The sequence below is a fragment of the Blautia sp. XA-2221 genome (assembly GCF_028767025.1).
Lineage (GTDB): Bacteria > Bacillota > Clostridia > Lachnospirales > Lachnospiraceae > Blautia_A.
In genome coordinates, this window is the sequence record NZ_JAJQXX010000012.1 from 1 (window position 1) to 22,866 (window position 22,866).

A 22,866-nucleotide genomic window follows, 5' to 3' on the forward strand; every position below is an offset into this window, starting at 1 on the left:
TTAGAAGAAGTATTAAATTCTTAAAAAAGATACTGAAAGCAGATTAGGAAAGGAAAATCATTCATGCGTTTGTCGTGAACCTTCTCTGAGTATACTTGACATTTCTCTTATACACTTGTAAGATTACCATAAAACCTGTCAGACAATACTCCGAAGCAGGCGACAAATTACATTTTATAACCATCAACTGCACTAAAAAATCAGCAAATCCATTTTTTCATCTATGGAACATAAGGCTGGTTCTGCATAATAAGCAAAGGAGAATGAATATGGCAAAAAAAAGACTCCAGAAAAAGAAAGCTGCTGCAAGGGCTGAGGCAGAACGTATAAAGACCGTTTCCACCGCTCCACAGGTCAGCGCCCCCCAAATTAAAATCGAAACAAAAAAGACGGAACCTATTAAAGTTTCTACCTCAAAAACCGAGCCCGTTAAGGTCGAAACCAAAAAAACAGAACCCATTAAGGTTTCTACCTCCAAAACCGAGCCTGTTAAGGTCGAAACAAAAAAGACAGAACCCATTAAAGTTTCTACCTCCAAAACTGAACCCGTTAAGGTCGAAACAAAAAAGACGGAACCTGCAAAAATCTCTGCCATGGAAAGGGATGATGCTGTGTATCAGGCCCGTCTGATGCATCATATGGATGAAGTGAAATGGCTGTACTGCGAACTTTATCAGGATGATCCTCTTGTTATGGAGCATCTTTCCCAGCTTTTGAAGGGGCTGAAAACTTTTTATGACACAAGAACTGCAGAATTAAAAGCTTCTGACCTTTCCCGCGAAAAAGATCCTCACTGGTATAAGCGTAATGATCTTACAGGAATGATGATGTATGTCAATTCTTTTGCCAAAACTCTGAAGGGCCTGGAAAGCAGACTTGATTATGTACAGGAATGTAATATCAATTATCTTCATCTGATGCCTCTTCTTGCGTCCCCTGAAGGCCGCAGTGATGGTGGATATGCCGTATCTGATTTCCGTACTGTTCAGAAAAAGCTTGGGACCATGGAAGAATTTTCTCATTTGACTTCTGAATGTCATAAGCGGGGAATCAATATATGTCTTGACTTTGTTATGAATCATACTTCAGAAGAGCATGAATGGGCAAAGCGCGCCCGTGCCGGAGAAAAAGAATACCAGGATCGTTATTTCTTCTTCGATTCCTATGATATTCCTTCCTTATATGAAAAAACCTGTCCTCAGGTATTCCCTGCCACGGCGCCTGGAAACTTTACCTGGCTGGATGATATCCGGAAACATGTTATGACTACCTTTTATCCCTATCAATGGGATCTGAATTACAGAAATCCAGTAGTTCTTAACGAAATGATCTTTAATATGCTTTATCTTGCCAACCAGGGGGTTGATATTATACGTCTTGACGCAGTTCCCTATATCTGGAAGCAGCTGGGAACAAACTGCAGAAATCTTCCTCAGGTACACACCATTGTCCGTATTATGCGTATGATCTGCGAAATCGTATGCCCGGGTGTGCTTCTTCTTGGAGAAGTTGTCATGTCTCCGGAAAAGGTGGTTCCTTATTTTGGAACTGTTGAAAAGCCAGAATGTCATCTTCTTTATAATGTAACAACCATGGCAACAACCTGGCATACCGTTGCCACACGAGATGTTTCTCTTCTGCGCCGTCAGCTTGATCTTGTTGCCGAGTTGCCACGGGATTATGTATTTCAGAATTATCTCCGCTGTCATGATGACATTGGCTGGGGGCTGGATTATGATTTTCTGAGTAACTTTGGTATCCAGGAAATCCCTCATAAAAAATACCTGAATGCTTTCCTGACAGGAAGCTATCCTGATTCTTTTGCAAGGGGAGAGCTGTACAATGATGATCCGCGCCTGGGAGATGCCCGTCTGTGTGGAACAACAGCCTCTCTGTGCGGTATTGAACGCTTTGGATTCGAGGGGAATGAAGAAGGGGTAAACAGAGGAATCCGCTATGACATCACTCTCCACGCTTTTATGCTTTCTCAATCAGGCATCCCTGTTATTTACAGCGGCGACGAAATTGGTCAGTTAAATGACTATTCCTACAAAGAAAATCCTGAAAAAGCATCTGATTCCCGCTATCTCCACAGAGGTGATTTCCGCTGGGATCTTGCTGAAAACCGTCACAGACCAGAAACCGTACAGGGAAAACTGTTTCCTGCGCTTGATCATCTGGAAAAGCTCAGAAAAGCTCACTCTGTCTTTAGCAGCAAGGCTTCTCTTCGTACAATCGACACCTGGGATTCTTCCATTCTGGCACTTGTACGTGAAAACGAAGAAGAAAAATTCATTGGACTTTATAACTTCAGTGAATACGATAAAGTTGCATGGATCAATGAAGAAGACGGAATATATACAGACCTGATCTCCGGACGAGAAATGGAAGCCAAGGGCGTTCAGATTCCTGCTTTCAGCTGTTTCTGGCTTTGCAGGAAAAAATAATCAGCTCTGCTGCCAGTTGTTTATCAACTCTGTAATCGGAAAATGGGCGGTGAAAAAACTCAAACGAGTTTTTTTCACCGCCCATTTCTGTCTGCTTTTAACTTGTCAGGTCCTCAAAAATCCGATATAGTTTCTGATTCAGTTTATAAACCTCTTCCGGAATCAGCTTATCCACCTTTCGGTCATAAGTCATCACGCCATTTATCTCTTCCTCTATATCACTGGTCTGAGTATAAATAGCACTGGACAGTCCATTTTTCAGATTAGGATAAATTTCTTCTTCCCACAGTCTCCTGTAATTATCTGTCAGTTCTTTTCTGGAATGATAATGTTGATATCCAAATTCTTTTTGGCATGCCATATGATCTTTTACAGGATAAGCATATCCCCCATATTCTGTCAATGCCACTGCGCGATTCTGAGGTTTCACCTTCAGTTTTCTCACATAATTGTGAATGCTGTACATATCCCCGCCCTTCTGGTCAAACCACCCACAAGCTTCATTCACCAGACGACCAGGATCCTTCTTTCGGATCAGAGCAGTTGCTTTATTTGCATCAAACTGTCCCCATCCCTCATTAAACGGAACCCATACTGCAATGCAGGGATAATTATAAAGAAGACGAATCATTCCTGTAAGATCCTTATAATACTGTTTTCTTCCCTCGGCATCCTTTCTTTTGAACCATGAATAATGATTGTCTTTAATCCCTCTGGCAAACCAGTCAAAGGCATTGGTAAGATATGTTACAAATATCATATTATAATCTCCGCCTCCATTGGGCATATCCTGCCATACAATCATTCCCAGTCTGTCACAATGGTAATAAAATCGTTCCGGTTCAATTTTAATATGTTTTCGTATCGTATTATATCCCATCTCTTTAAGCTTAACGATGTCATAGATAAGCGCTTCATCACATGGTGCTGTCAGAAGTCCCTCTGGCCAGTATCCCTGATCCAGAACTCCATTAAAAAAGAACGGCTTGTTATTAAGATAAAATCTGAGAATTCCTTTTTTATCTCTTCCAGTAGAAAATTTACGCATACCAAAGTAGGATTTTACAAAATCATCTCCCATTCGGATTTCCACATCATAAAGAACCGGACTGTCCGGAGACCATGGACGAAAATCTCCAAGAGGGATACTGATCGATTTTCCTTCCGTTCCTTTCGCCTCTGCGATCAGATTCTTACCATCATAAATCCGTATACTTACCGTCTCTGGATCCATGTTCTTTTTTTCTTTCGGCAGCACACGAATTTTCACTTTTCCTTCATCAAACATCGGGGTGATTTTAACTGATTCTATATAATGTTTACAAACACTTTCCATCCACACAGTTTTCCAGATTCCACTTTGAGGCGTATAAAAAAGTGAGCCATATTTTCCTTTTTTTACAAGTTTCTGCTTTCCTCTTGCATGGGGAGCTTTTTCCGTCATATCCTTTACGCAAAGAGTAAGAACATTTTCTCCATCGGTCAGAAACTCTGTAATATCAAAAGAAAATGGCAGATATCCCCCCTTATGTGTTCCAAGCGGCCTGCCATTCAGATATACATGGCACTCCTGATCCACTGCTCCAAAATGCAGCAGTACCTTTTCCTTTATAAAACTATCCGGCAATGTAAAACATTTTCTGTAATGAAGAAATTCCTCCGGTTGGACAATTTTCTGTATACCTGATAATTTAGTTTCCGGTGAAAATGGAACCAGGATCTTTTTATCATAAAAGTCCGTTGTATTTTCACGATTAATACAACAGTCCCATTCCCCGTTTAAATTCAGATAACTGTCTCTTACCATATTTGGCCGGGGATACTCTTCCCATACATGTTCTTTATTAACAGTATTACTCCATTGTGTTTCCAGCTGTATCATATTTCATCCACCTGTTTTTTTCTTAATTTAAACTTCTGAAGCTTTTCCGATTGTACCCCTACAGAAATCAGTACCAGCGCTCCCATAATAATAGACTGCCAATGTACTGTGAATATATCTGTAGGCAGATATGTAAAAATAGTATTGATGATAAAATAAATCATAATTCCAAAAAAAGCTCCTGAGAATCTTCCTTCTCCACCTGTAAGTTTTACTCCGCCAATGGCACACATGGCAATCGCATAAGTTTCATACATGTTTCCCGCACTCAGCGTAGCGCTTCCGCTGCTTGACGCAAGAAGGACTCCGGAAAAAGCAGCAATCGCTCCACAGCAGATAAAGGCTTTCATTTTTATTCTGTCTACATCGATTCCCATCATTCTGGCAGCTTCACCGTTTCCTCCTACCGCATACATCCCTATTCCGAATTTAGTATTTTTTGCCAGATACATGCAAAGAAAGGTCACCAGAAACAGAAGGGGGATCAAAATAGAAATTCCGCTTTTCGCTCCCGGAATTACCCCTTTTATAAATTTCAGGTCAGCAAATCTCATGATCCCCTTTTCTATAGGAACAGATCTTTTTGCAATGATCAGGATCACACCTCTCAGGGCAAACAGCATAGCCAATGATGCAATCCAGGAAGAAATCCTCATCTTTGTTACCATGAATCCAATCAACCAGCCTGAAACAACGCCTGTAAGAATTCCACACACAATTCCGAGAACAGGATTCACCTGTCCAACCAATCCCATTACTACTCCACTAAGAGCGAAAACCGCTCCCACAGAAAGATCAATTTCTCCGCACAGAATTACAAATGTCATTCCCAGTGCCAGAAAACCTCCGTTTTTTGCCGCTTTCATCAAAATATTAATAATATTCGCCGGAGAAAGAAATCCTCTGTCAAAAAAGATAATGCTGGAAATCACCACCAGAAGCACAAATGCCAGAATGGTGCTTTTTGAATAAAAAGAATTATAAATTTTTCTGACTGTTTTCATTTTGCACCTCCCTATTTTGTCTGTTCCCTCTGAATAAACACTGCGAATACAATAATTGCCGCCTTAAATACCTGTGCATACTGATCTGGAATGTTATTCATAACACAGGTGAGTGTAATCATCTGCATGATCAGAGCGCCTATCAGTGTTCCTATTACATGAGCTTTTCCCCCACTCATAGGCGTTCCTCCGATAACAACAGCCGCAATAGCGTCCAGTTCTGCCAGTTGACCAAGTGAACTTCCGGCCGCTACTGAAACCTTTGCCGCCTGAAATATTCCTGCAAATGCAGCACAGAAGCCACTGAATCCATATACTGCCATCATAACAGCCGATGTATTGATACCGGCAAGAGCGCTGGATTTGATATTATCTCCCACAGCCTGAATCTGTCTTCCTAAGACTGTCTTTTCGACTATGATCCATACAACTATAACAAAAATAAGAATCGGAATGATCTGTATCGGAATAATTCCGCCAATCTTATAAGTTCCCATCAGACTAAGCTGCTTTCCTACATCTCCCAGTTTATTAAAGTAGATATCTCTGCCATCGCACAATACCTGAGCTGCTCCGCGAACTCCCAGCATAAGACCCAGAGTAATTACCATTGCCTGAAGATCCAGAACTCCCACAAAAAATCCTGCAATGCATCCAACCAGAACAGATGCTGCCACTGCCAGTAAAACCGCTGGAATAATGCCAGTTTCCGGCATAAACTTTGCCGTCATAACGCCTGCAAGAGCCATTACAGAGCCCACAGAAATATCAATTCCTCCAGTGGAAATGACCAGTGTCATTCCCATACCGCACAGAACAGTAGGACATATCTGGGTAATGATGTTGTTTAAAGTACCCATTCTGAAAAAATTAGGTGTAAACACTGAATTTAATATGATAAAAAATAAAAGCATCGCAACCGCACTGTACTGTTTTATCATCTGCTGATAATCCTCTTTTGTTTTAGCCATGGCAGCTCACCTCACTTCCACTTGCAATGATTTCCATAATCCTGTCCTGTCTGATTTCTTGACCTGTCACTTCTCCGGCCACTTTGCCGTCACGCATAACAATAACCCTGTCACAGTTACGTTCCAGTTCTGCAATTTCCGAAGAAATCATTAAAACCGAAACACCCTCCGCTGACAATTCCTGAATCAGTTCTTCGATTTCTGCCTTTGCGCCTACATCAATTCCACGAGTCGGTTCGTCCAGAATCATCAGCCTTGGATTCATACACATCCATCTGGCAAGTAATACCTTTTGTTGATTTCCACCACTGAGATTGCAGATTGCCTGTTCCGGAGACGGAGTTTTTATTTTCAGACGTTCTATATATTTATGTACAATCTTATCCTGCTCTTTCTTTTTTATAAATCCTGCCGTACTCAGTTTTGGCAGCAGCGCCACTGTCATATTTTCCCTGACAGACAGATGCGGAATAATCCCTTCTACCTTACGGTCTTCCGTACAGAATCCCATTCCTTTTTTTATAGCGTCTGACGGAGAATGAATTTCTGCTTTCTCTCCCCACCAGAAGATTTCTCCGGCATCCGGAGGATTCATTCCAAACAATACCTGCGCCAGCTCTGTCCGTCCTGAACCAAGCAGCCCCGCCAGACCAACAACCTCTCCCTGTCGGATTTCAATGTCTACTCCACTTAGTCGCATTCCCTGATGTATGTTTTTCATTTGTACTGCTGTATCAGCATCCTTAAACGTATAGTCCTGTTTTTTGCGCTCCAGAACTTTTGTTTCTCTTCCCACCATCAGTGAAATCAGTCTGAACTGATCAAGTTCTTCTATATCATAATCTCCAACATATTCCCCATCTTTAAATACAGTCAGACGATCACAGATTTCAAAGATCTCATCCAGCTTATGACTGATAAAAATAACGCTGATTCCCTGTTTTTTTAATTTACGGATAATATCAAATAAAACCTGAACTTCATTTTTATCCAGAGAGGATGTCGGCTCATCCATAATAACCAATTTTGCCTGAATACTGATAGCCCTGGCAATAGCCACCATCTGCTGAACAGCAGTTGAAAACTCTTTCAGCGGTTTCGTAACATCAATCTCTATACCCAGTTCGTTCAAAATACGCGCAGCTTCTGAAATCATTTTTTTCCTGTCCACTGCTTTAAACCTGTTTCTGGGTTCTCTGCCAACAAACAGATTTTCATAAACCGTCTGGAACGGAATAAGGTTTAATTCCTGATAGATTGTAGAAATTCCTTTTTCATTGGCCTCCATTGGTGTTGCCGCATTGATTTCCTCTCCATCAAATCGAATACTTCCTCCATTTTTCTGATAAATGCCTGTAATAACCTTGATCAATGTAGATTTGCCTGCTCCATTTTCTCCCATAAGTCCATGCACTTCCCCCTTATTTACAGTGAGCTGTACACCTTTCAAAGCCCGGACACCGGGAAACGTTTTCTCCAGTCCTTTTATTTCAAGTAAAGCTTCACTCATAAAACGCTCCTTTTCTCAGAGAAAGCTGCGGCAAAGCCTGTATACTCCACCGCAGCTCCATCCGTTTTTACTGATAAACCTTAGAATCCAAGTTCTACATCCACGTTTTCTTTTGTATAAAGTGTATCTTCATTTGTAATTGCTTCCGGAATTTCTTCTCCATTGCTTATTTTGGTTATGGTATCCAGTACAATTTCTCCAAAATATGGGGTACATGTACAGGAAGCAAGCTGCTTTCCTTCTTCTACTGCCTCGAATGCTGCCCTGGTTCCGTCGATTCCCAGAGTGAGAATGTCTTCTCCCGGCTTCAGTCCTGCTGCCTCAATAGCATTCATAGCTCCCTGCACCATATCGTCTGTCACACAGAATACTGCATCAATATTTTCTTCTCCCTGAGCCTGAAGGATATTTTCCATTACAGCCTGGGCTTTGTCCATCAGCCATTCTCCATCCTGCTCCGCTACAATCTCATACTTATCCGCATCAAGGGCATTTACAAATCCTTCCTGTCGATCTGTAGAAGTAGATGAATCGTAACCTCCGTTGATAATTACAACTTTTCCTCCATCAGGAAGCGCTTCCATAAGCGCTTTTGCACACTGCTCTCCTTCCCATACAAAGTCTGACATAATCGCAGTTGTATAATGAGTGCCAGCCTCTCCTTCAATAGTACGGTCTACCAGGATCACAGGAATCTCGTTTGCCATTGCCTCTTCCAGAGCTCCCTGAAGTCCATTATCCTCTAACGGCGCCACAACCAGATAATCTACTCCTGCAGCAACCAGATCACGAATATCGGATTCCTGCGTTGCGATATCTCCTCCTGCGTCCTTAACAATCAGCTCACCGCCGGCTTTTTCAACGTACTCTTTAATGCTGTCTGTTTCTGTGGTTCGCCATGCAGACATACTGTCTGTCTGAGCAAATCCCACAGTTTTTCCATCAAGTACCTGTTCTGTTTCTTCTTTTGCATAAACTGTTGTTCCTATCCCCATTGTAGAAATTGCTGTAACCGCTGCCATAAATAAAGCCATCCGTTTTTTCATTTTAATACCTCCCAAATGTTTTTATTTTTATTACAATAATTATGTTATACTATTTTGTCATTTTTTACAATATAGTTTTTGTATATCCATTTATTTTCAGCTATTTACTCAATTTTATTCTGTTTTATTTGTAAAATCTGCATATTTACTTTATTTTTTATGTAATAAATGTTATAATAAAAATATGGAGTAATTAAGAAAAATGTAAGAAAGATACTTTATTTTAACCAAATATGTATTTATCAGGAGGAGCATATGGCAGGAAAAGAAAAAAGAACAGTCAGAATCATTGGAGAAAGAAATATCTATCTTCATCTCAGCAATCCCGAACATCAGAAACGTATCATCAAGATAGGTAAAGCGCTCTCTTCACCGGTACGACTGAAAATTCTGGATATGCTAAAAAATACTTCCAGGTCTCTTCAGGAAATTTCTACTCTTTTAAACATTCCTTTGTCCTCTGCCGCTTTACATATCAAAACATTGGAAGAAGCAAAACTTATTGTTACAGAAAGCCAACCTGGAATACACGGTTCTATGCGTGTCTGTATCTGCAGCGTACAGTCTCTTCATCTTGAAACTTTTGATGCTGACGCCGACTCTGAAAATAAAACAATTTCTGTGAATATGCCTATCGGAAATTTTACCGACTGCAATGTAAATCCCACCTGCGGACTGGCCGATGAACATGGTATGATCGACGCCTGTGACACCTCCGTAACTTTTTATTCACCAAAACGAGTCAATGCTCAGCTTATCTGGTTCTGTTCCGGGTACATTGAATACCGATTTCCAAATATTTATAATCCCCTGATCCCTTTGAAGGAGATTTCCTTCTGCATGGAATTATGCTCAGAAGCTCCTGGTTTTCTCGAAAACTGGCCCTCTGATATTACTGTTTCCGTAAATGATCTGGAAGTCGGTGTCTATCACTGTCCCGGTGACTTCGGCGCCAGACGAGGAAAACTCACTCCTCCTGCATGGCCCAATGGAAATACTCAGTATGGAATATTAAAAACTTTTTCTGTCAGAAATAACGGCGTATATCTTGACGGTAACCTTATTCGCCAGAATATTTCTCTTGAAGATCTGTCAATAGCAGAAAGACCTTATATTTCTCTGAGAATCGAAGTCAAAGAGGACGCAGTCCATATGGGCGGCGTAAACATTTTTGGAGAAAAATACGGAGATTATCCACAGGGAATTATTATGAGCCTCACTTACCAGTAAAAAATTCTGATTCATTAACAATAAAAAGTCCGGTTTTCCCAAAACGAGCTCCGGACTTTTTATTATATGCTCACAGTCTTTGTAACAGACACTACTCTCACCTTGTCACTCCGCCAGTTCCCTGACTGCTTCTATCCCTCTCTGTATCTCTTCTTCTGTGTTGAAATGGCTGAAACTAAATCGTACTGCTCCCTGCTCTGTGGTCCCAAGCGCCTGGTGCATCAGCGGGGCGCAGTGAGCCCCTGCTCTTGTGGCAATTCCATAATCCATATACAGGGCATCGCCTACTTCCCCGGAATCATAATCCCTGATATTCAAAGTTACTATGGCACAGCGATCCATATTCCGGAAATCTCCATAAACCTTCACTCCCGGAATATCCCTGACTCCCAGATAGAACTTCTTCATCAGCGCCTGTTCTTTTTCCCGGATAAAGGAAAGTCCCTGCTGGTTCAGATAATCCACGGCTGCTCCAAGTCCTGCCAGACCATGCCCGTTCAGGGTTCCTGCTTCCAGAGCAGTTGGCATTTGGGAAGGATGCTTTTTTTCAAAGGTCTTTACTCCGCTTCCGCCAGATTTCAGCGGACGGACATTCACTCCGGTTCTCACATACATACCGCCCGTTCCCTGAGGGCCCAGAAGACCTTTGTGTCCGGTGAAACAGAGAATATCAATATTCATCTTCTGAACGTCAATATCAAATACTCCGGCAGTCTGGGAAGCATCCACCACAAAAAGAATTCCTCTATCTCTGGCTGCTGCACCGATTTTTTGAATATCCGGCACATTTCCTGTCAGGTTTGATCCATGAGTACAGATAAATGCCTTTGTATTTGGACGGACTGCTCGGATAAAATCCTCCTGATAGACCATTCCGTACTCATCACAGGGAAGGATTGTCACTTCCACGCCTTTTTCCTGCATCTCGTAAAGAGGACGAAGCACAGAATTATGTTCCAGGACCGTAGTAACTACATGGTCTCCTGATTTCAGGATTCCTTTGATGGCAATATTCAGGCTCTCTGTAGAATTTGACGTAAAAGCAATCCTGGAAGGATCCTCTCCGTGAAAAAATTCTGCAATTCTTTCTCTGACTCCATAAATATTCCGGGATGCATCAAGGGACGCCTCATGGACGCCCCTTCCTGCATTTCCCAGAGAATTTAAAGCCTGCGCCACTGCATAGATCACCGTTTCCGGTTTGTGCATGGTAGTAGCTGCATTATCAAAATATATCATAACGCTTCTCCTCTGTTCTATATATTTCTGCTGCAAAGCGCAGCCCCTATGGCTCCTGCATATCGACATTCCGGTCCCGTAAGCACGGGGGAACCAAGCTTCTGTTCCAGAATTTCCCGCAGATAACTACATTCACACAGACCTCCGGTAAGAAATACTTCTCCGGTTCCTACATTCATCTTACTGCACTGAGCCGCCACTTTATCTGCAATCGAATTTACCACCGCAAAAGCAATATTTTCCTTTTTTTCTCCCTGTCCGATCAGACCGATCACCTCAGATTCTGCAAAAACCGTACACATGGAGCTGATTTTTACGTCTTTCCCCTTTCGCGCCAGTTCACAGAGATCGTCCGGTTTCAGAGCCATGGTATTTGCCATAACCTCCAGAAAACGTCCGGTTCCGGCAGAGCATTTATCATTCATGGCAAAATCTTTCACCATGCCGTTTTCCAGAATAATAATCTTGGTATCCTGTCCTCCGATGTCAATGACTGTCATATCTTTTTTCTTATGAAGCCATATTGCTCCTCTGGCATGGCAGGTAATCTCCGTTACAGTTTTGTCTGCATAAGGCACAGATACCCTTCCATAGCCGGTAGCCACAACTTTTCCGGATTCAGGACAAATCCCTTTTTCCAGAAGCATATTTTTAATGAGATCTGCCGTATCCACGCTGCTCCATCCGGTAGGTTGCACAGATTGATGAAGGATATTCTCATCTTCATCCAAAACAGCAACCTTGGCGCAGGTAGAGCCAATGTCTATTCCAATATATTCCATGACCGCCTATTTCCTTATTTTTATAATTTCAGCCTGACTTTCTGCTCCACTGTAATGTCCAGCCCTTCCACCTGTTCCTTATAGTTTTCATAATCCTCTTCCAGCATTTTCCAGGCAAGTCCGCAGCCTGCTGTGATTTCTCTCGGAACCGGGATCAGCCGTCCGGGTATCTTATGCTGACCGCACTTTTTTTCCATGGACATGGCTGCTGTAGTAGTGGAAAAAGTCAGTACCACACATGGCTTTTTTTCTCTTATCATGGCTTAATGATCAGGGATGCCTGACTCATTTTTTCTGCGATCACATACATATTTGTCACGTTTCCTACCTTAAGCTTTTCTGACAATCCATAAAAATTCAGGCAGGTTCCGCAGGCAAGGATCTCCACTCCCTGAGCCTCCAAGCTCTTCAGATCTTCCAGTGTGGGCGCTTCCTCGCAGGCCAGCTTCACCCCGCTGTTATAAAACAGTATGGTAGCCGGAAGCTGATCCTGCTGAGAAAGCGTATAAATATAGCTTTTCATCAGTGCCGTTCCAAGCTCCGGATCGCCCTCTCCCATACACTGGGAAGATATTACCACTACCGTGTTCTTGCGTCTCATATCCGGAATACAGGAATTATCCTGTTCCTGCATCTGATCTGACTCTCCTGCTGTTACCTGGATTTCAACACGGAACTTCTTTTCTTCCAGCTTTTCAGAAAGAACAGAATAACCGCAGTTCTTTCCAAGCTTTGTCAGATTCTGTACTGCAATCTCATTATCTACAAAAGTTTCTACTGTGCCTCCCTGCACTTTCAGCTCTTCTATTGCTTTTTTTGTTTTTACTACAGGGATTGGACAGGCATCTCCCATTGCATCTACTGTTTTTTTCATAATCATATCCACCTTTCTCTTATTCCTTTTTTATTTAAACTGACTGATCGTCTCCAGGAACGCCTCCAGTCGGGTATTGATCTGCCCGCTGTCTGCTTTGGAGTAATCTGTTTCAATCATCAGATAAGGCACATTTTTTGCCATTGCTGTTTTCTTTACATTATAAGCCTCAATGGAATAGGTATGACAGGCACAGAGGATCAGTTCCAGAACACCGTCTACCTGGTACTCGTCGATCATATTGCTGATATAATCCATACGGGTTTCATTTGGGCTCATAACTGAACAGTTGATATTCAGGTATTTTTTTGCAAGAGCTCTTGCAGCAGGAAGAGCTTCGTCTACCTTTTCCACTTTTTCACGGGTACCGTTACAGCAGTCAAACGCCACTACATCCGCTCCAAGTTCCTCTATCACTTTAATGGTCTTTTCACGGATTCCGCTGTTAGGACAGCCGGTGATCAGGATTCTCGGACGTTTTGATGATTTACCCCTGTAATTTTCTTCCCAGTCTTTTATCACTTCTTCTGTTCTTGCCTCAATGATCCTGCAGCGTTCCTCAATATCCGGATTAAAACCAAGACCGTCCAGTCTTGTTCCCATTTCATAGCCGGAAATCGGCGCCGGATTTAACTTGCCCAGTTCCAGAAAACGAAGCATTACCTCACGCTCCCGGTTTTTCAGACGAATGGCTTTTTTTACATCCTCCTCTGTAATGGTGATTCCGTAAAAATCCTCCAGTTTTTTCCAGAAGCGCACCACCTCTTTTTCCCATGCGTCAAGGGCAGCCTCATCTCTTCTTGCCGGAAGCTGCATCACGTAAGTTTCCTTGATATTGTTCATCAGCTCAAACATTTTTTTCTTTCCGTCGCAGGTTGTCTCTCCTACAATAAAATCCGAAAAATAAAAATAAGGACAGGTGTCTGTCAGAGCAAAACCATAGCTTGCCTTAATAAGAGGGCAGAGATTTTTAGGCAGATCCGCCTCTGCTGCCGGTATTGGTTCCTCGCTTGTAGCACACAGAGGAGCAGCTGTTCCTCCTGCAGCCTCAATCAACTCGGTAGGTACAAAGGAGCAAAAAATACCAACCACTTTTTTTCCTGACTCCTTTAATTGTTTCATACGAAGAAATCCTGCCTTTCTGGCCTCCGCATAAGTTTCAAAATTTTTCGGTAACTGGATCATTTCATATCTCCTTCCTTTTTTCGTGCCTGGATATCTCTTCTGTTTCTCCACCCCGCCACCTGTTTTAAGCTGTTTTCCCTTTATGGCGATGCCACCCAGCTCACTTCTGATATGACTTCAGAAACTTTATAAATTCCTCTGCACATTCTTTTAAAATATAGTTTTTCTGGTACACAATATAAAACTCTCTTCCTGAAAACTCCTCCGGCAGACTAAACTGAAGAAGCCGTCTGGATTCTACATAATCCTTCACAGCCTTTTCGGATACAATGGAAATCCCCAGGCCTCCTGCCACCAGATTTTTTATTGATTCCTGGTCATTGATCCTGGCTGCAACATGAAGTTTTTCTTCTTTTATCCCCATTTTTTCCAGATATCTTCCTGCACTTTTTCCGCTTCCGCTGCCCTCCTCACGAAGAATCATCGGTTCCTGAAACAGAATTTCCACAGACATTTCTGTCTGCTCCTTCATTCTGAGAAATTTCTCTTTTACAGGTGTGATCACCACAAGCCTGTCCCGGTAAAACTGCTCAAATGCCAGAAGCTCGTCCTCGGTTTTCATTCCCACCAGTCCAAGGTCATAAGTTCCTTTATGTACCTCGTCAATCACCTTCTGGCTGTCCATCTGGTCAATAGAAAAGTATACATTTTCATGTTCTTTTCCAAAAGCAGGCAGTACCTCCGGCAAAATATATGCAGAAGGTATCGTGGAAACTCCCATGCGGATGATCTCTGCCTCCCTGCCGTTCCAGCTGTTCACCAGATCATCCCGAAGCTTCAGAATATTCTGGGCGCATACAAAAAACTCCTGTCCTCTCTGGGTCACCTCAAAGTTTTTGGCAGTGCGGATGATCAGCCTGGTATGCAGTTCTTCCTCCAGATTTTTCAGATGAATGCTGATCGTTGGCTGAGAAATTCCAAGTGACTCTGCAGCTGTTGTAAGATTTTTATATTTTACAATGGCAATATATGACTCTAACTGTTTAAATTCCATAAATTTCAACCTTTCTTCTTGGATTTTATCATATATTATTAATATATTCAATGATTATATTGTGTTTTTTAATTATTTGTATAAAAATAAGCAAACGCCTAATTTACATAATAAAATCCGTAAGTATCCATACGCAAAAACTGTCCGTGCCTGTATATTTTCGCTCAAAAAAAGGATCCCCCGCAACTCTGAAGAGGATCCTGTTGATTTATGAATTTTTTCCGTTTTGAAGTTTTGTAAGAAAAGCGGCAACTGGACCTGGATTTTCTTTGTCCAGTGACCGGGCGTAAATATTCCGTATCCATCCGGTGATCACATCAATCAGAACCGGAGCAAAGGTCATAAGGATAAACACCAGAATGATCATGCCAAAGTCCAGAGAGCCAAGAGAAAGCAGCTTCTGGAAAATAACTGCTGCAGCAAAGAAAATAAACTGCATTCCATAAATAATCACTTTCCTGTAACGGTTCAGAGGCGCATACACAGTTTTCAGCGCTGCCATATAGTTCCATCCAGTTACCAGAACACAAGCTGTATTCAGCATGGCATTGGAATGGTATACATTCTGGCATACCAGCATAATGGTAAACACACAGGAGCTTATAGTGATCGCTGCCGGAAATGCATTCAGAAATACATGTCTCAGGAACGTATGATCGATCTTATCGTAATTGTTTTCCTGAGCAAGAAGGAATGTTGGAATACCTACTGCACAGGCGCTGATAAGAGACATCTGTATTGGTTCAAACGGATATGCATTTCCAAAAAAGATGGTCAGAATGGACAGCATAACAGAAAACATGGTTTTGATCAGGAACATGGATGCTGCGGTACGGATATTATTTACTACCCGGCGGCCCTGATTTACAATATGGGGCATGGATACAAAATTAGAATCCAGCAGCACCACATTTGCAATATTCTTTGCAGCATCACTTCCTTGAGCCATGGCAATACTGCAGTCAGCTTCTTTCAGCGCAAGAACATCATTCACACCGTCACCGGTCATGGCAACTGTATGCCCCTGGCTTTTGAGTGCCTGAACCATCTGTTTTTTCTGCTGAGGTGTTACACGACCAAACACACTGTACTCTGAAACTGCACGCTGTACGTCCTGTTCTGTGAGAAGTGTAGTGGCGTCCACATACTGATCTGCATTTTTCAGTCCGGCGCGTCTTGCAATAGCTGCTACAGTTACAGGATCGTCTCCTGAAATCACTTTCAGATCAACTTCCTGGCTGTCAAAAAACTTCAGCGTATCCGGTGCTTCCTCACGGATCACATCTGTCAGAAGCAGAAACGCTACCGGCTCCAGGTCTTTTGGAAGCTCCGTACCTTCGGACTTTTCCGGACTGTGAGCAAGAACAAGAACTCTCAGACCCTCTTCGGCATATTTCTGAGCCTGACGGATCATGTCCTGATTATTTTCCGGAAAAAGGAACTGCACTGCTCCCATAAGATAAGTGCCCTTTTCCGCAAACACTGCTCCGCTGTATTTACGGTCAGAAGAAAACGGTATCACATGCTCACAGGCCATAACTGGTCTTGCAGGAAAACGCTTCCTGAGAGCATTTGCCGTAGCGTTCTCATCACGAAGTACATGCATAAGACTGCACATAATCTCTTCGATTTCCTTCAGGTCAACGGCTTTCGGTTCTTCTGAAACCAGTTCTTCCCGTCTCTCATTTTCTGTATTTTCAGCATTAGGGGATTCTGTTATTTTTTCTGTATTTCCTGTTTCTGCTACAGATTCCGGCTGGTCTGTTTTTTTCGTTCCAGATGCTTCTTCCTGTCCGGTTTTTTCTGTCACAGGCGCATCCTGCTGTGATGACGCTTCCGCAGAAGTTCCTTCTTCCATCCGGTTTTTCCCGAATGACTGGCATTTCCTGCTCCGGATAAACGGCTCTATACGCTCCACGCACATACTGCCTTCTGTGATGGTTCCGGTTTTGTCCAGACAGAGCGTATCTACTCTTGCCAGAGTTTCAATACAGTACAGCTCCTGTACCAGTGTTTTTTTGTTTGCAAGTACAAGGGCTCCAAGTGTCAGGGCAACGCTTGTAAGAAGCACAAGGCCTTCAGGGATCATTCCCAGAACACCTGCGACCATACTTACAATGGAATCCCTGAAGCTGTCGCCCACCATATAATACTGTTTATAAAACAGCAAAGCGCCAATAGGTACAATAATAATACTGATGACTTTAAGGATAATATTCAGAGAGTTTCTCAATTCTGAATTATGACGTTTAAATTCCTTTGCCTCACTGGTGATCTGAGAAGCATAATTGTCTTTTCCTACATGGATGATCTGACATGAAGCCTCACCGGAGGTTACAAAGCTTCCCGAAAACAGCTCGTCTCCGGGATTCTTCGGAAGATTGTCCGCCTCTCCTGTTAAAAGAGATTCATTTACCTCCAGACTTCCTTCCAGTATCCTGGCGTCTGCCGGAACCTGATCTCCTGTTTTCAGGCACACAATATCATCCAGAACAAGTTCTTCTGTAGGAACGGTCCATTTCTTTCCCTCTCTCAGAACAATGGACTTTTTGGCTGTGAGAATCGCCAGCTTGTCAATTGTTTTTTTTGCCCGGATCTCCTGCGCGATTCCAATCAGCGTATTGATAATGATAATACATACAAAAAATGCATTTTTAAACGAGCCTACCATAAGAACCAGAACAAGCAGTACAAGGTTCAGAAAGTTAAAAAATGTCAGAGTATTTTCTTTTACAATCTGCTTGTAGGTTCTGGTATTGGGATTTTCATCAGCATTGGTCTGCCCTGCTTCAATCCTCTCTTTTACCTGTTTCTCTGTAAGTCCAGTCAAACTTCCACCTCGCAATATCACTTTATAATATAAGCAGAGCAAGGCTGCAACAGCAGCCTTCGGTCCTATTCCTTATGGAATATTTCCAAACTCTGTCTGTCACAGCCTTTTTCTTAATACTCTTCCTCTGCTTCCTCTTCACCCTCATGAATGTCAGATTTTGGTTTGGAAAGCCCCTCGATCACAATATGGTTCTTCTGAGCATAGTCCCAGAGTGCTGCATGGATTGCTTCCTCTGCAAGAAGTGAACAGTGAACCTTTACCGGCGGAAGTCCGTCAAGAGCTTCCATAACCGCCTTATTTGTCACCTTCATCGCCTCTTCAATAGTCTTTCCGATCACAAGCTCTGTTGCCATACTGCTGGTTGCCACTGCAGCGCCGCAGCCAAAGGTCTTAAACTTGCAATCTTTAATAATATGAGTTTCGTCATCAATGTCAAGAAAGATTCTCATAATATCTCCGCATTTTGCATTTCCGACTGTTCCAACTCCGCTGGCGTCCTCAATTTCTCCTACATTTCTCGGATTCTGAAAATGATCCATAACTTTTTCGCTGTACATAATTTATTTCCTCCTGTTATGTGGTAATATCCTGTTTTATCTCTGTCCCTGTGTTCTTTCAGGATCCAGATATCCTGAATACAGTTTTTTATTTCTGTTTCTTTATAAAATCCTCATAAAGAGGTGACATATTTCTCAGATTCTGAACAATTTCTTTCAGTTTTTCAACTGTGTAATCCAGATCTTCTTTTGTTGTCTCTTCGCTGAGTGTCAGGCGAAGGGAACCATGAGCGATCTCATGAGGAAGTCCGATAGCCAGAAGCACATGGGACGGATCAAGAGATCCTGACGTACAGGCAGAGCCGCTGGAACCGCAGATGCCATAGCCGTCAAGCATCAGAAGCAGGGATTCGCCTTCAATAAACTGAAAGCTTACATTCACATTGTTCGGAAGTCTCTTCACCGGATCTCCGTTCAGCTTCACGTAAGGAATCTCTGATGTCAGCCTGCTGATCAGATAATCTCTCAGCTCAATTTCCTTTGAGGTACGCTCTTCCATTGTATTAAGTGCCCGCTCTGCCGCAACGCCATATCCTACAATTCCCGGAACATTTTCTGTTCCTGCACGACGCTTGCGCTCCTGGGCTCCGCCGTGTACAAAGGAGCGGATCTTTACGCCTTTGCGGATGTACAGAAATCCGATGCCCTTAGGTCCGTTGATCTTATGAGCGCTGGAACTAAGCATATCAATATTACATTCATCTACATCAATAGGAAGCTGTCCAAAGGCCTGAACCGCGTCTGTATGGAAGAGAATTCCATGCTCTCTTGCGATCATTCCGATTTCTTTGATAGGCTGAATGGAACCAATCTCATTATTTGCAAACATAATGGAAATCAGGATTGTTTCCGGAGTAATGGCTTTTTCCAGCTCTTCCGGACAGACGATTCCGTTTTCATCTACATCAAGGTAGGTGATCTTTGCGCCTCTTTTTTCCAGATATTCACATGTATGAAGAATAGCATGATGCTCTATCTTTGTTGTAATTATGTGATTACCTTTTGCTTTGTATGCTTCAAAAGCAGCCTTTAATGCCCAGTTGTCAGATTCGGAGCCGCCGGCAGTAAAATAGATTTCTTCCGGTTTCGCCTTCAGAACACCTGCGATCTGCTCTCTGGCTTTTGTCACTGCCTCCTTGCTGTGAGCCGCAAAATCATATACACTTGATGGATTTCCATAATATTCTGTAAAATATGGCAGCATTGCCTCAACAACCTCAGGAGCCGTCTTTGTGGTAGCTGCATTGTCAAGATAAATCAATTTATTCATAATCTCTGTCCTCCTGCACTAATAAACAATGTTACATTTTTTCTTCCTGTTTTTTTCTGCTTTCTTCTATTAACTGACCAAGCATCAGAGTATCTACTGCCTGGGTAATACTGTCATTGATCCGCTTCCATACAAGCTTTGCCACACAGATATCCTTTGTCTCACAATTTTCCTCAGGGGACGTACCCGGACACTGTGCCGCTTCCAGACCGCCTTCCAGAATCCTCAGAATATCGCCAACAGAAATCTCATCTGCCGGTCTTCCCAGGCGGTAACCTCCACATGCGCCTCTGGTACTTTCCACCAGCCCTGCACGTTTAAGCTTTGCCATTAACTGTTCCAGATAGCTGACTGAAATATTCTGTCTTCCGGCAATACTCTGAATGGAAACAGCTTCCTGTTCACTGTATACTCCCAGGTCAATCATAGCTCGAAGCCCGTATATTGCCCTTGTTGACAGCTTCATCTGCTCACCTCTTTTAATTCCCAGTATTTTTGTCGGATTTACTGTAATTACAGTAACAGATACTCACCGTTCTGTCAAGGTTATTTTTTGCATATATTTACAAAAAGTTATCAGGATATTGTTATGTCAAAACAGAATTTTTTTAAGGGAACTTTTATCCTGACCTGCACAGGACTTGCCAGCAGGATCATCGGCTTCTTCTATAGAATATTCCTGTCACATTCTATTGGTGCTCAGGGACTGGGACTGTATCAGCTTATGGTTCCTCTGCAGAATCTTGTACTTGCCCTTACCACCTCCGGCATACAGACTGCCCTGAATCGTCTGATTGCTTCTCAGACTGCCCTGAGACACCACAGAGAAGCAAAAAATATCTTCTGTACAGGAATTCTTACCGCATTTTCACTTTCTGTGGGAACTGCATGGATCCTGTATACAAATTCCGGCTTTTTTTCCGGTCAGATTCTGAAGCAGCCTCTTACAGAGCCGCTGTTGCGTATTATTTCTTTCAGTTTTCCTTTAAGCGCTGTTCATTCATGTATCAACAGCTATTATTTCGCCAGAAAAAAAACCGGAATTCCTTCCGGACTGCAGCTGCTGGAACAGCTTGTACGGACAGGTTCCTCCTTTCTGATCTGCCATATCCTGATTTCTCAAAACAGACCTCTTACTGCTTCCATTGCCGCAGGTGGCGCTCTTATTTCAGAGCTTTTCGCCGCATCTGCCGGTCTTCTGATGATCGCAGTGGAGTTTTCACGTGAACAGTATTCCTTTTTTCATGCAACCCGTTTCACAGCAAGACTCAGGGATATTTTCCATACTTCTTTTCCTCTTACTTTGAACCGTGTGCTTCTGACACTGCTTGGGAGTATCGAGGTAGTCCTGATCCCACAGAGGCTGCAGCTTTATGGCATGTCCCCTTCCGATTCTCTGGGCGTTTACGGAATATTTACAGGAATGGCTCTTCCTCTGATCCTTTTTCCCTCCACGATTACAAATTCCGCCTCTGTCATGCTCATGCCATCAGTGGCAGAAATGCAGGCTCTTGGCTTTCGCAGGAGAATCCGCCATATCACAGGAAAGGCCTGTACCGGCTGTATGACTCTCGGACTGATCTGTGCGGCAGGATTTTTTCTTTTTGGTCCTTTTCTTGGCAAGTTTCTCTTTCACAGCCCCACTGCAGGGGTTTATATCCGTACCATGTCCTTTATCTGCCCTTTTTTGTATATGAATACAGCCCTGGTCAGTATCCTTCACGGTCTTGGAAAAAATATCCGAAGTCTGATCCACAATGCTGCAGGGATTCTGGTAAGAATTTCTTTTGTACTTTTTGCAGTTCCTGTAATGGGAATCCGCGGCTACCTCTACGGGATCCTCATAAGCGAAATCCTTTTAAGCGGTCTTCATATCGCTGCGCTGTACCGCTTTGAATAGCTTCTGTATCGACAACAGATAAAGAATCGTATATAATATTGTCGAGGAGGAACTATTATTATGAGCTTTTCATTTATCAAAAAATTACCGACACCAGAGGATATCCGGAACGAATATCCGGTAAACTCTGCCATTCAGACATTAAAAGAAAAAAGGGATCAGGAGATACGTGACGTATTTACCGGAAAATCAGACAAATTTCTTGCCATTATCGGTCCCTGTTCCGCAGATAATGAGGATGCTGTGTGCGACTATCTTCTTCGCCTGCGTAAAGTTCAGGACAAAATTTCAGATAAAGTCCTGATCATCCCCAGAGTGTACACCAACAAGCCGCGTACTACAGGGGAAGGATATAAGGGAATGGTCCATCAGCCTGATCCGGAAAAGAAGCCCAATATGCTTGCCGGACTGGTCGCCATCCGAAAAATGCATATCCGAGCCATTCAGGAAAGCGGTTTTACCTGCGCAGATGAAATGCTTTATCCTGAAAATTACCGTTATCTTTCCGATCTGCTTTCCTACGTTGCAGTAGGCGCACGTTCTGTTGAGGATCAGCAGCACCGCCTGACAGTCAGCGGTATGGAGGTTCCTGCAGGTATGAAAAATCCTACCAGCGGTGATTTCAGCGTAATGCTTAATTCTGTTACTGCCGCTCAGGGCTCACACCGTTTCATTTACAGAGGCTGGGAAGTAGAAACCACAGGAAATCCTCTCGCACACACTATTTTGAGAGGCGCAGTAAACAAACACGGAGAGGCGATTCCCAACTATCATTATGAGGATCTTCGTCTTCTCTGGGAAAGATATCAGGAAAAGAATCTGCACAACCCGGCTGTGATCATTGATACCAATCACTCCAACTCCAATAAACAGTACGAACAGCAGATTCGTATTGCCAAAGAAGTTCTTCACAGCCGCCTTGTAGATCCTGAGTTAAAAACTCTGGTAAAAGGGCTGATGATCGAAAGCTATATTGAATCCGGAAATCAAAAAATCGGAGGAAATCATATTTACGGAAAATCCATTACAGATCCCTGTCTTGGATGGGAAGATACAGAGCAACTTCTGTATACGATTGCAGAAATGTGCTGATATTTTTAAACTACTGTCCGGATACTATAAACAACACCCACTGCCTGTCC

General features: G+C 42.8%; 19 protein-coding genes. 4 read left to right on the forward strand and 15 right to left on the reverse strand.

The window, feature by feature from the left end:
* Nucleotides 1-593 precede the first annotated feature (593 nt).
* The gene (locus LU279_RS10245; RefSeq protein WP_442870157.1) at nt 594-2,447 is read left to right on the forward strand and encodes an amylosucrase; all 1,854 of its coding nucleotides are present in this window, start codon (nt 594-596) and stop codon (nt 2,445-2,447) included.
* 97 nt (nt 2,448-2,544) lie between these two features.
* Here the strand turns inward: LU279_RS10245 and LU279_RS10250 are convergent, their stop codons facing one another.
* From LU279_RS10250 to LU279_RS10270, 5 genes are all read right to left on the reverse strand, one after another.
* Entirely contained in the window at nt 2,545-4,329 is a 1,785-nt protein-coding gene (locus tag LU279_RS10250) for a glycoside hydrolase family 2 protein (protein WP_274422416.1), read from the reverse strand.
* Entirely contained in the window at nt 4,326-5,333 is a 1,008-nt protein-coding gene (locus LU279_RS10255; protein ID WP_274422417.1) for an ABC transporter permease, read from the reverse strand. Before LU279_RS10255 ends, LU279_RS10250 begins: the two co-directional genes overlap by 4 nt.
* A gap of 11 nt (nt 5,334-5,344) precedes the next feature.
* Nucleotides 5,345-6,304, reverse strand: coding sequence for an ABC transporter permease (locus LU279_RS10260; protein ID WP_274422418.1), 960 nt, complete (start codon nt 6,302-6,304; stop codon nt 5,345-5,347).
* On the reverse strand, nt 6,297-7,814 hold the full coding sequence (locus tag LU279_RS10265; protein ID WP_274422419.1) for a sugar ABC transporter ATP-binding protein: 1,518 nt from the start codon (nt 7,812-7,814) through the stop codon (nt 6,297-6,299). The genes LU279_RS10260 and LU279_RS10265 overlap by 8 nt, the downstream gene beginning before the upstream one ends.
* Nucleotides 7,815-7,894: 80 nt before the next feature.
* Nucleotides 7,895-8,860 carry an ABC transporter substrate-binding protein gene (locus tag LU279_RS10270; protein ID WP_274422420.1) on the reverse strand — a complete coding sequence of 322 codons (966 nt, stop codon included), beginning with the start codon at nt 8,858-8,860 and terminating at the stop codon, nt 7,895-7,897.
* Nucleotides 8,861-9,115: 255 nt separating this feature from the next.
* Between LU279_RS10270 and LU279_RS10275 the strand changes: the two genes are divergently transcribed.
* Entirely contained in the window at nt 9,116-10,090 is a 975-nt protein-coding gene (locus LU279_RS10275; RefSeq protein WP_274422421.1) for an ArsR/SmtB family transcription factor, read from the forward strand.
* Between the two features lie 105 nt (nt 10,091-10,195).
* Here LU279_RS10275 and LU279_RS10280 read toward each other — a convergent pair whose 3' ends face one another.
* The 10 genes from LU279_RS10280 to LU279_RS10325 form a co-directional block, all read right to left on the reverse strand.
* Nucleotides 10,196-11,329 carry an aminotransferase class V-fold PLP-dependent enzyme gene (locus LU279_RS10280; protein WP_274422422.1) on the reverse strand — a complete coding sequence of 378 codons (1,134 nt, stop codon included), beginning with the start codon at nt 11,327-11,329 and terminating at the stop codon, nt 10,196-10,198.
* 17 nt (nt 11,330-11,346) lie between these two features.
* Nucleotides 11,347-12,111, reverse strand: a complete 765-nt coding sequence (locus LU279_RS10285) for an acyl-CoA dehydratase activase (protein ID WP_274422423.1) — start codon at nt 12,109-12,111, stop codon at nt 11,347-11,349.
* A 20-nt stretch (nt 12,112-12,131) separates the two neighbouring features.
* Nucleotides 12,132-12,371: a DUF3343 domain-containing protein gene (locus LU279_RS10290; protein WP_274422424.1), complete on the reverse strand. Its 240-nt coding sequence runs from the start codon at nt 12,369-12,371 to the stop codon at nt 12,132-12,134.
* Nucleotides 12,368-12,985 carry a sulfurtransferase-like selenium metabolism protein YedF gene (gene yedF, locus LU279_RS10295; RefSeq protein WP_274422425.1) on the reverse strand — a complete coding sequence of 206 codons (618 nt, stop codon included), beginning with the start codon at nt 12,983-12,985 and terminating at the stop codon, nt 12,368-12,370. The genes LU279_RS10290 and yedF overlap by 4 nt, the downstream gene beginning before the upstream one ends.
* Before the next feature lie 30 nt (nt 12,986-13,015).
* Entirely contained in the window at nt 13,016-14,170 is a 1,155-nt protein-coding gene (locus tag LU279_RS10300) for a double-cubane-cluster-containing anaerobic reductase (RefSeq protein WP_274422426.1), read from the reverse strand.
* Nucleotides 14,171-14,270: 100 nt separating this feature from the next.
* Nucleotides 14,271-15,164, reverse strand: a complete 894-nt coding sequence (locus tag LU279_RS10305) for a selenium metabolism-associated LysR family transcriptional regulator (RefSeq protein WP_274422427.1) — start codon at nt 15,162-15,164, stop codon at nt 14,271-14,273.
* Nucleotides 15,165-15,372: 208 nt separating this feature from the next.
* The gene (locus LU279_RS10310; protein WP_274422428.1) at nt 15,373-17,994 is read right to left on the reverse strand and encodes an HAD-IC family P-type ATPase; all 2,622 of its coding nucleotides are present in this window, start codon (nt 17,992-17,994) and stop codon (nt 15,373-15,375) included.
* Between the two features lie 113 nt (nt 17,995-18,107).
* The gene (gene nifU, locus LU279_RS10315; RefSeq protein WP_022068740.1) at nt 18,108-18,554 is read right to left on the reverse strand and encodes a Fe-S cluster assembly scaffold protein NifU; all 447 of its coding nucleotides are present in this window, start codon (nt 18,552-18,554) and stop codon (nt 18,108-18,110) included.
* 88 nt (nt 18,555-18,642) lie between these two features.
* Nucleotides 18,643-19,824: a cysteine desulfurase NifS gene (nifS, locus tag LU279_RS10320; protein WP_274422429.1), complete on the reverse strand. Its 1,182-nt coding sequence runs from the start codon at nt 19,822-19,824 to the stop codon at nt 18,643-18,645.
* A gap of 31 nt (nt 19,825-19,855) precedes the next feature.
* Complete coding sequence (locus LU279_RS10325; protein WP_274422430.1) at nt 19,856-20,290, reverse strand: RrF2 family transcriptional regulator; 435 nt, start codon at nt 20,288-20,290, stop codon at nt 19,856-19,858.
* Between the two features lie 123 nt (nt 20,291-20,413).
* On the opposite strand from LU279_RS10325, the gene LU279_RS10330 reads away from it, so the two are divergent.
* Entirely contained in the window at nt 20,414-21,724 is a 1,311-nt protein-coding gene (locus tag LU279_RS10330; protein WP_274422431.1) for a polysaccharide biosynthesis protein, read from the forward strand.
* Between the two features lie 60 nt (nt 21,725-21,784).
* Nucleotides 21,785-22,816, forward strand: a complete 1,032-nt coding sequence (locus LU279_RS10335; protein WP_274422432.1) for a 3-deoxy-7-phosphoheptulonate synthase — start codon at nt 21,785-21,787, stop codon at nt 22,814-22,816.
* The last annotated feature ends 50 nt before the right edge of the window (nt 22,817-22,866 follow it).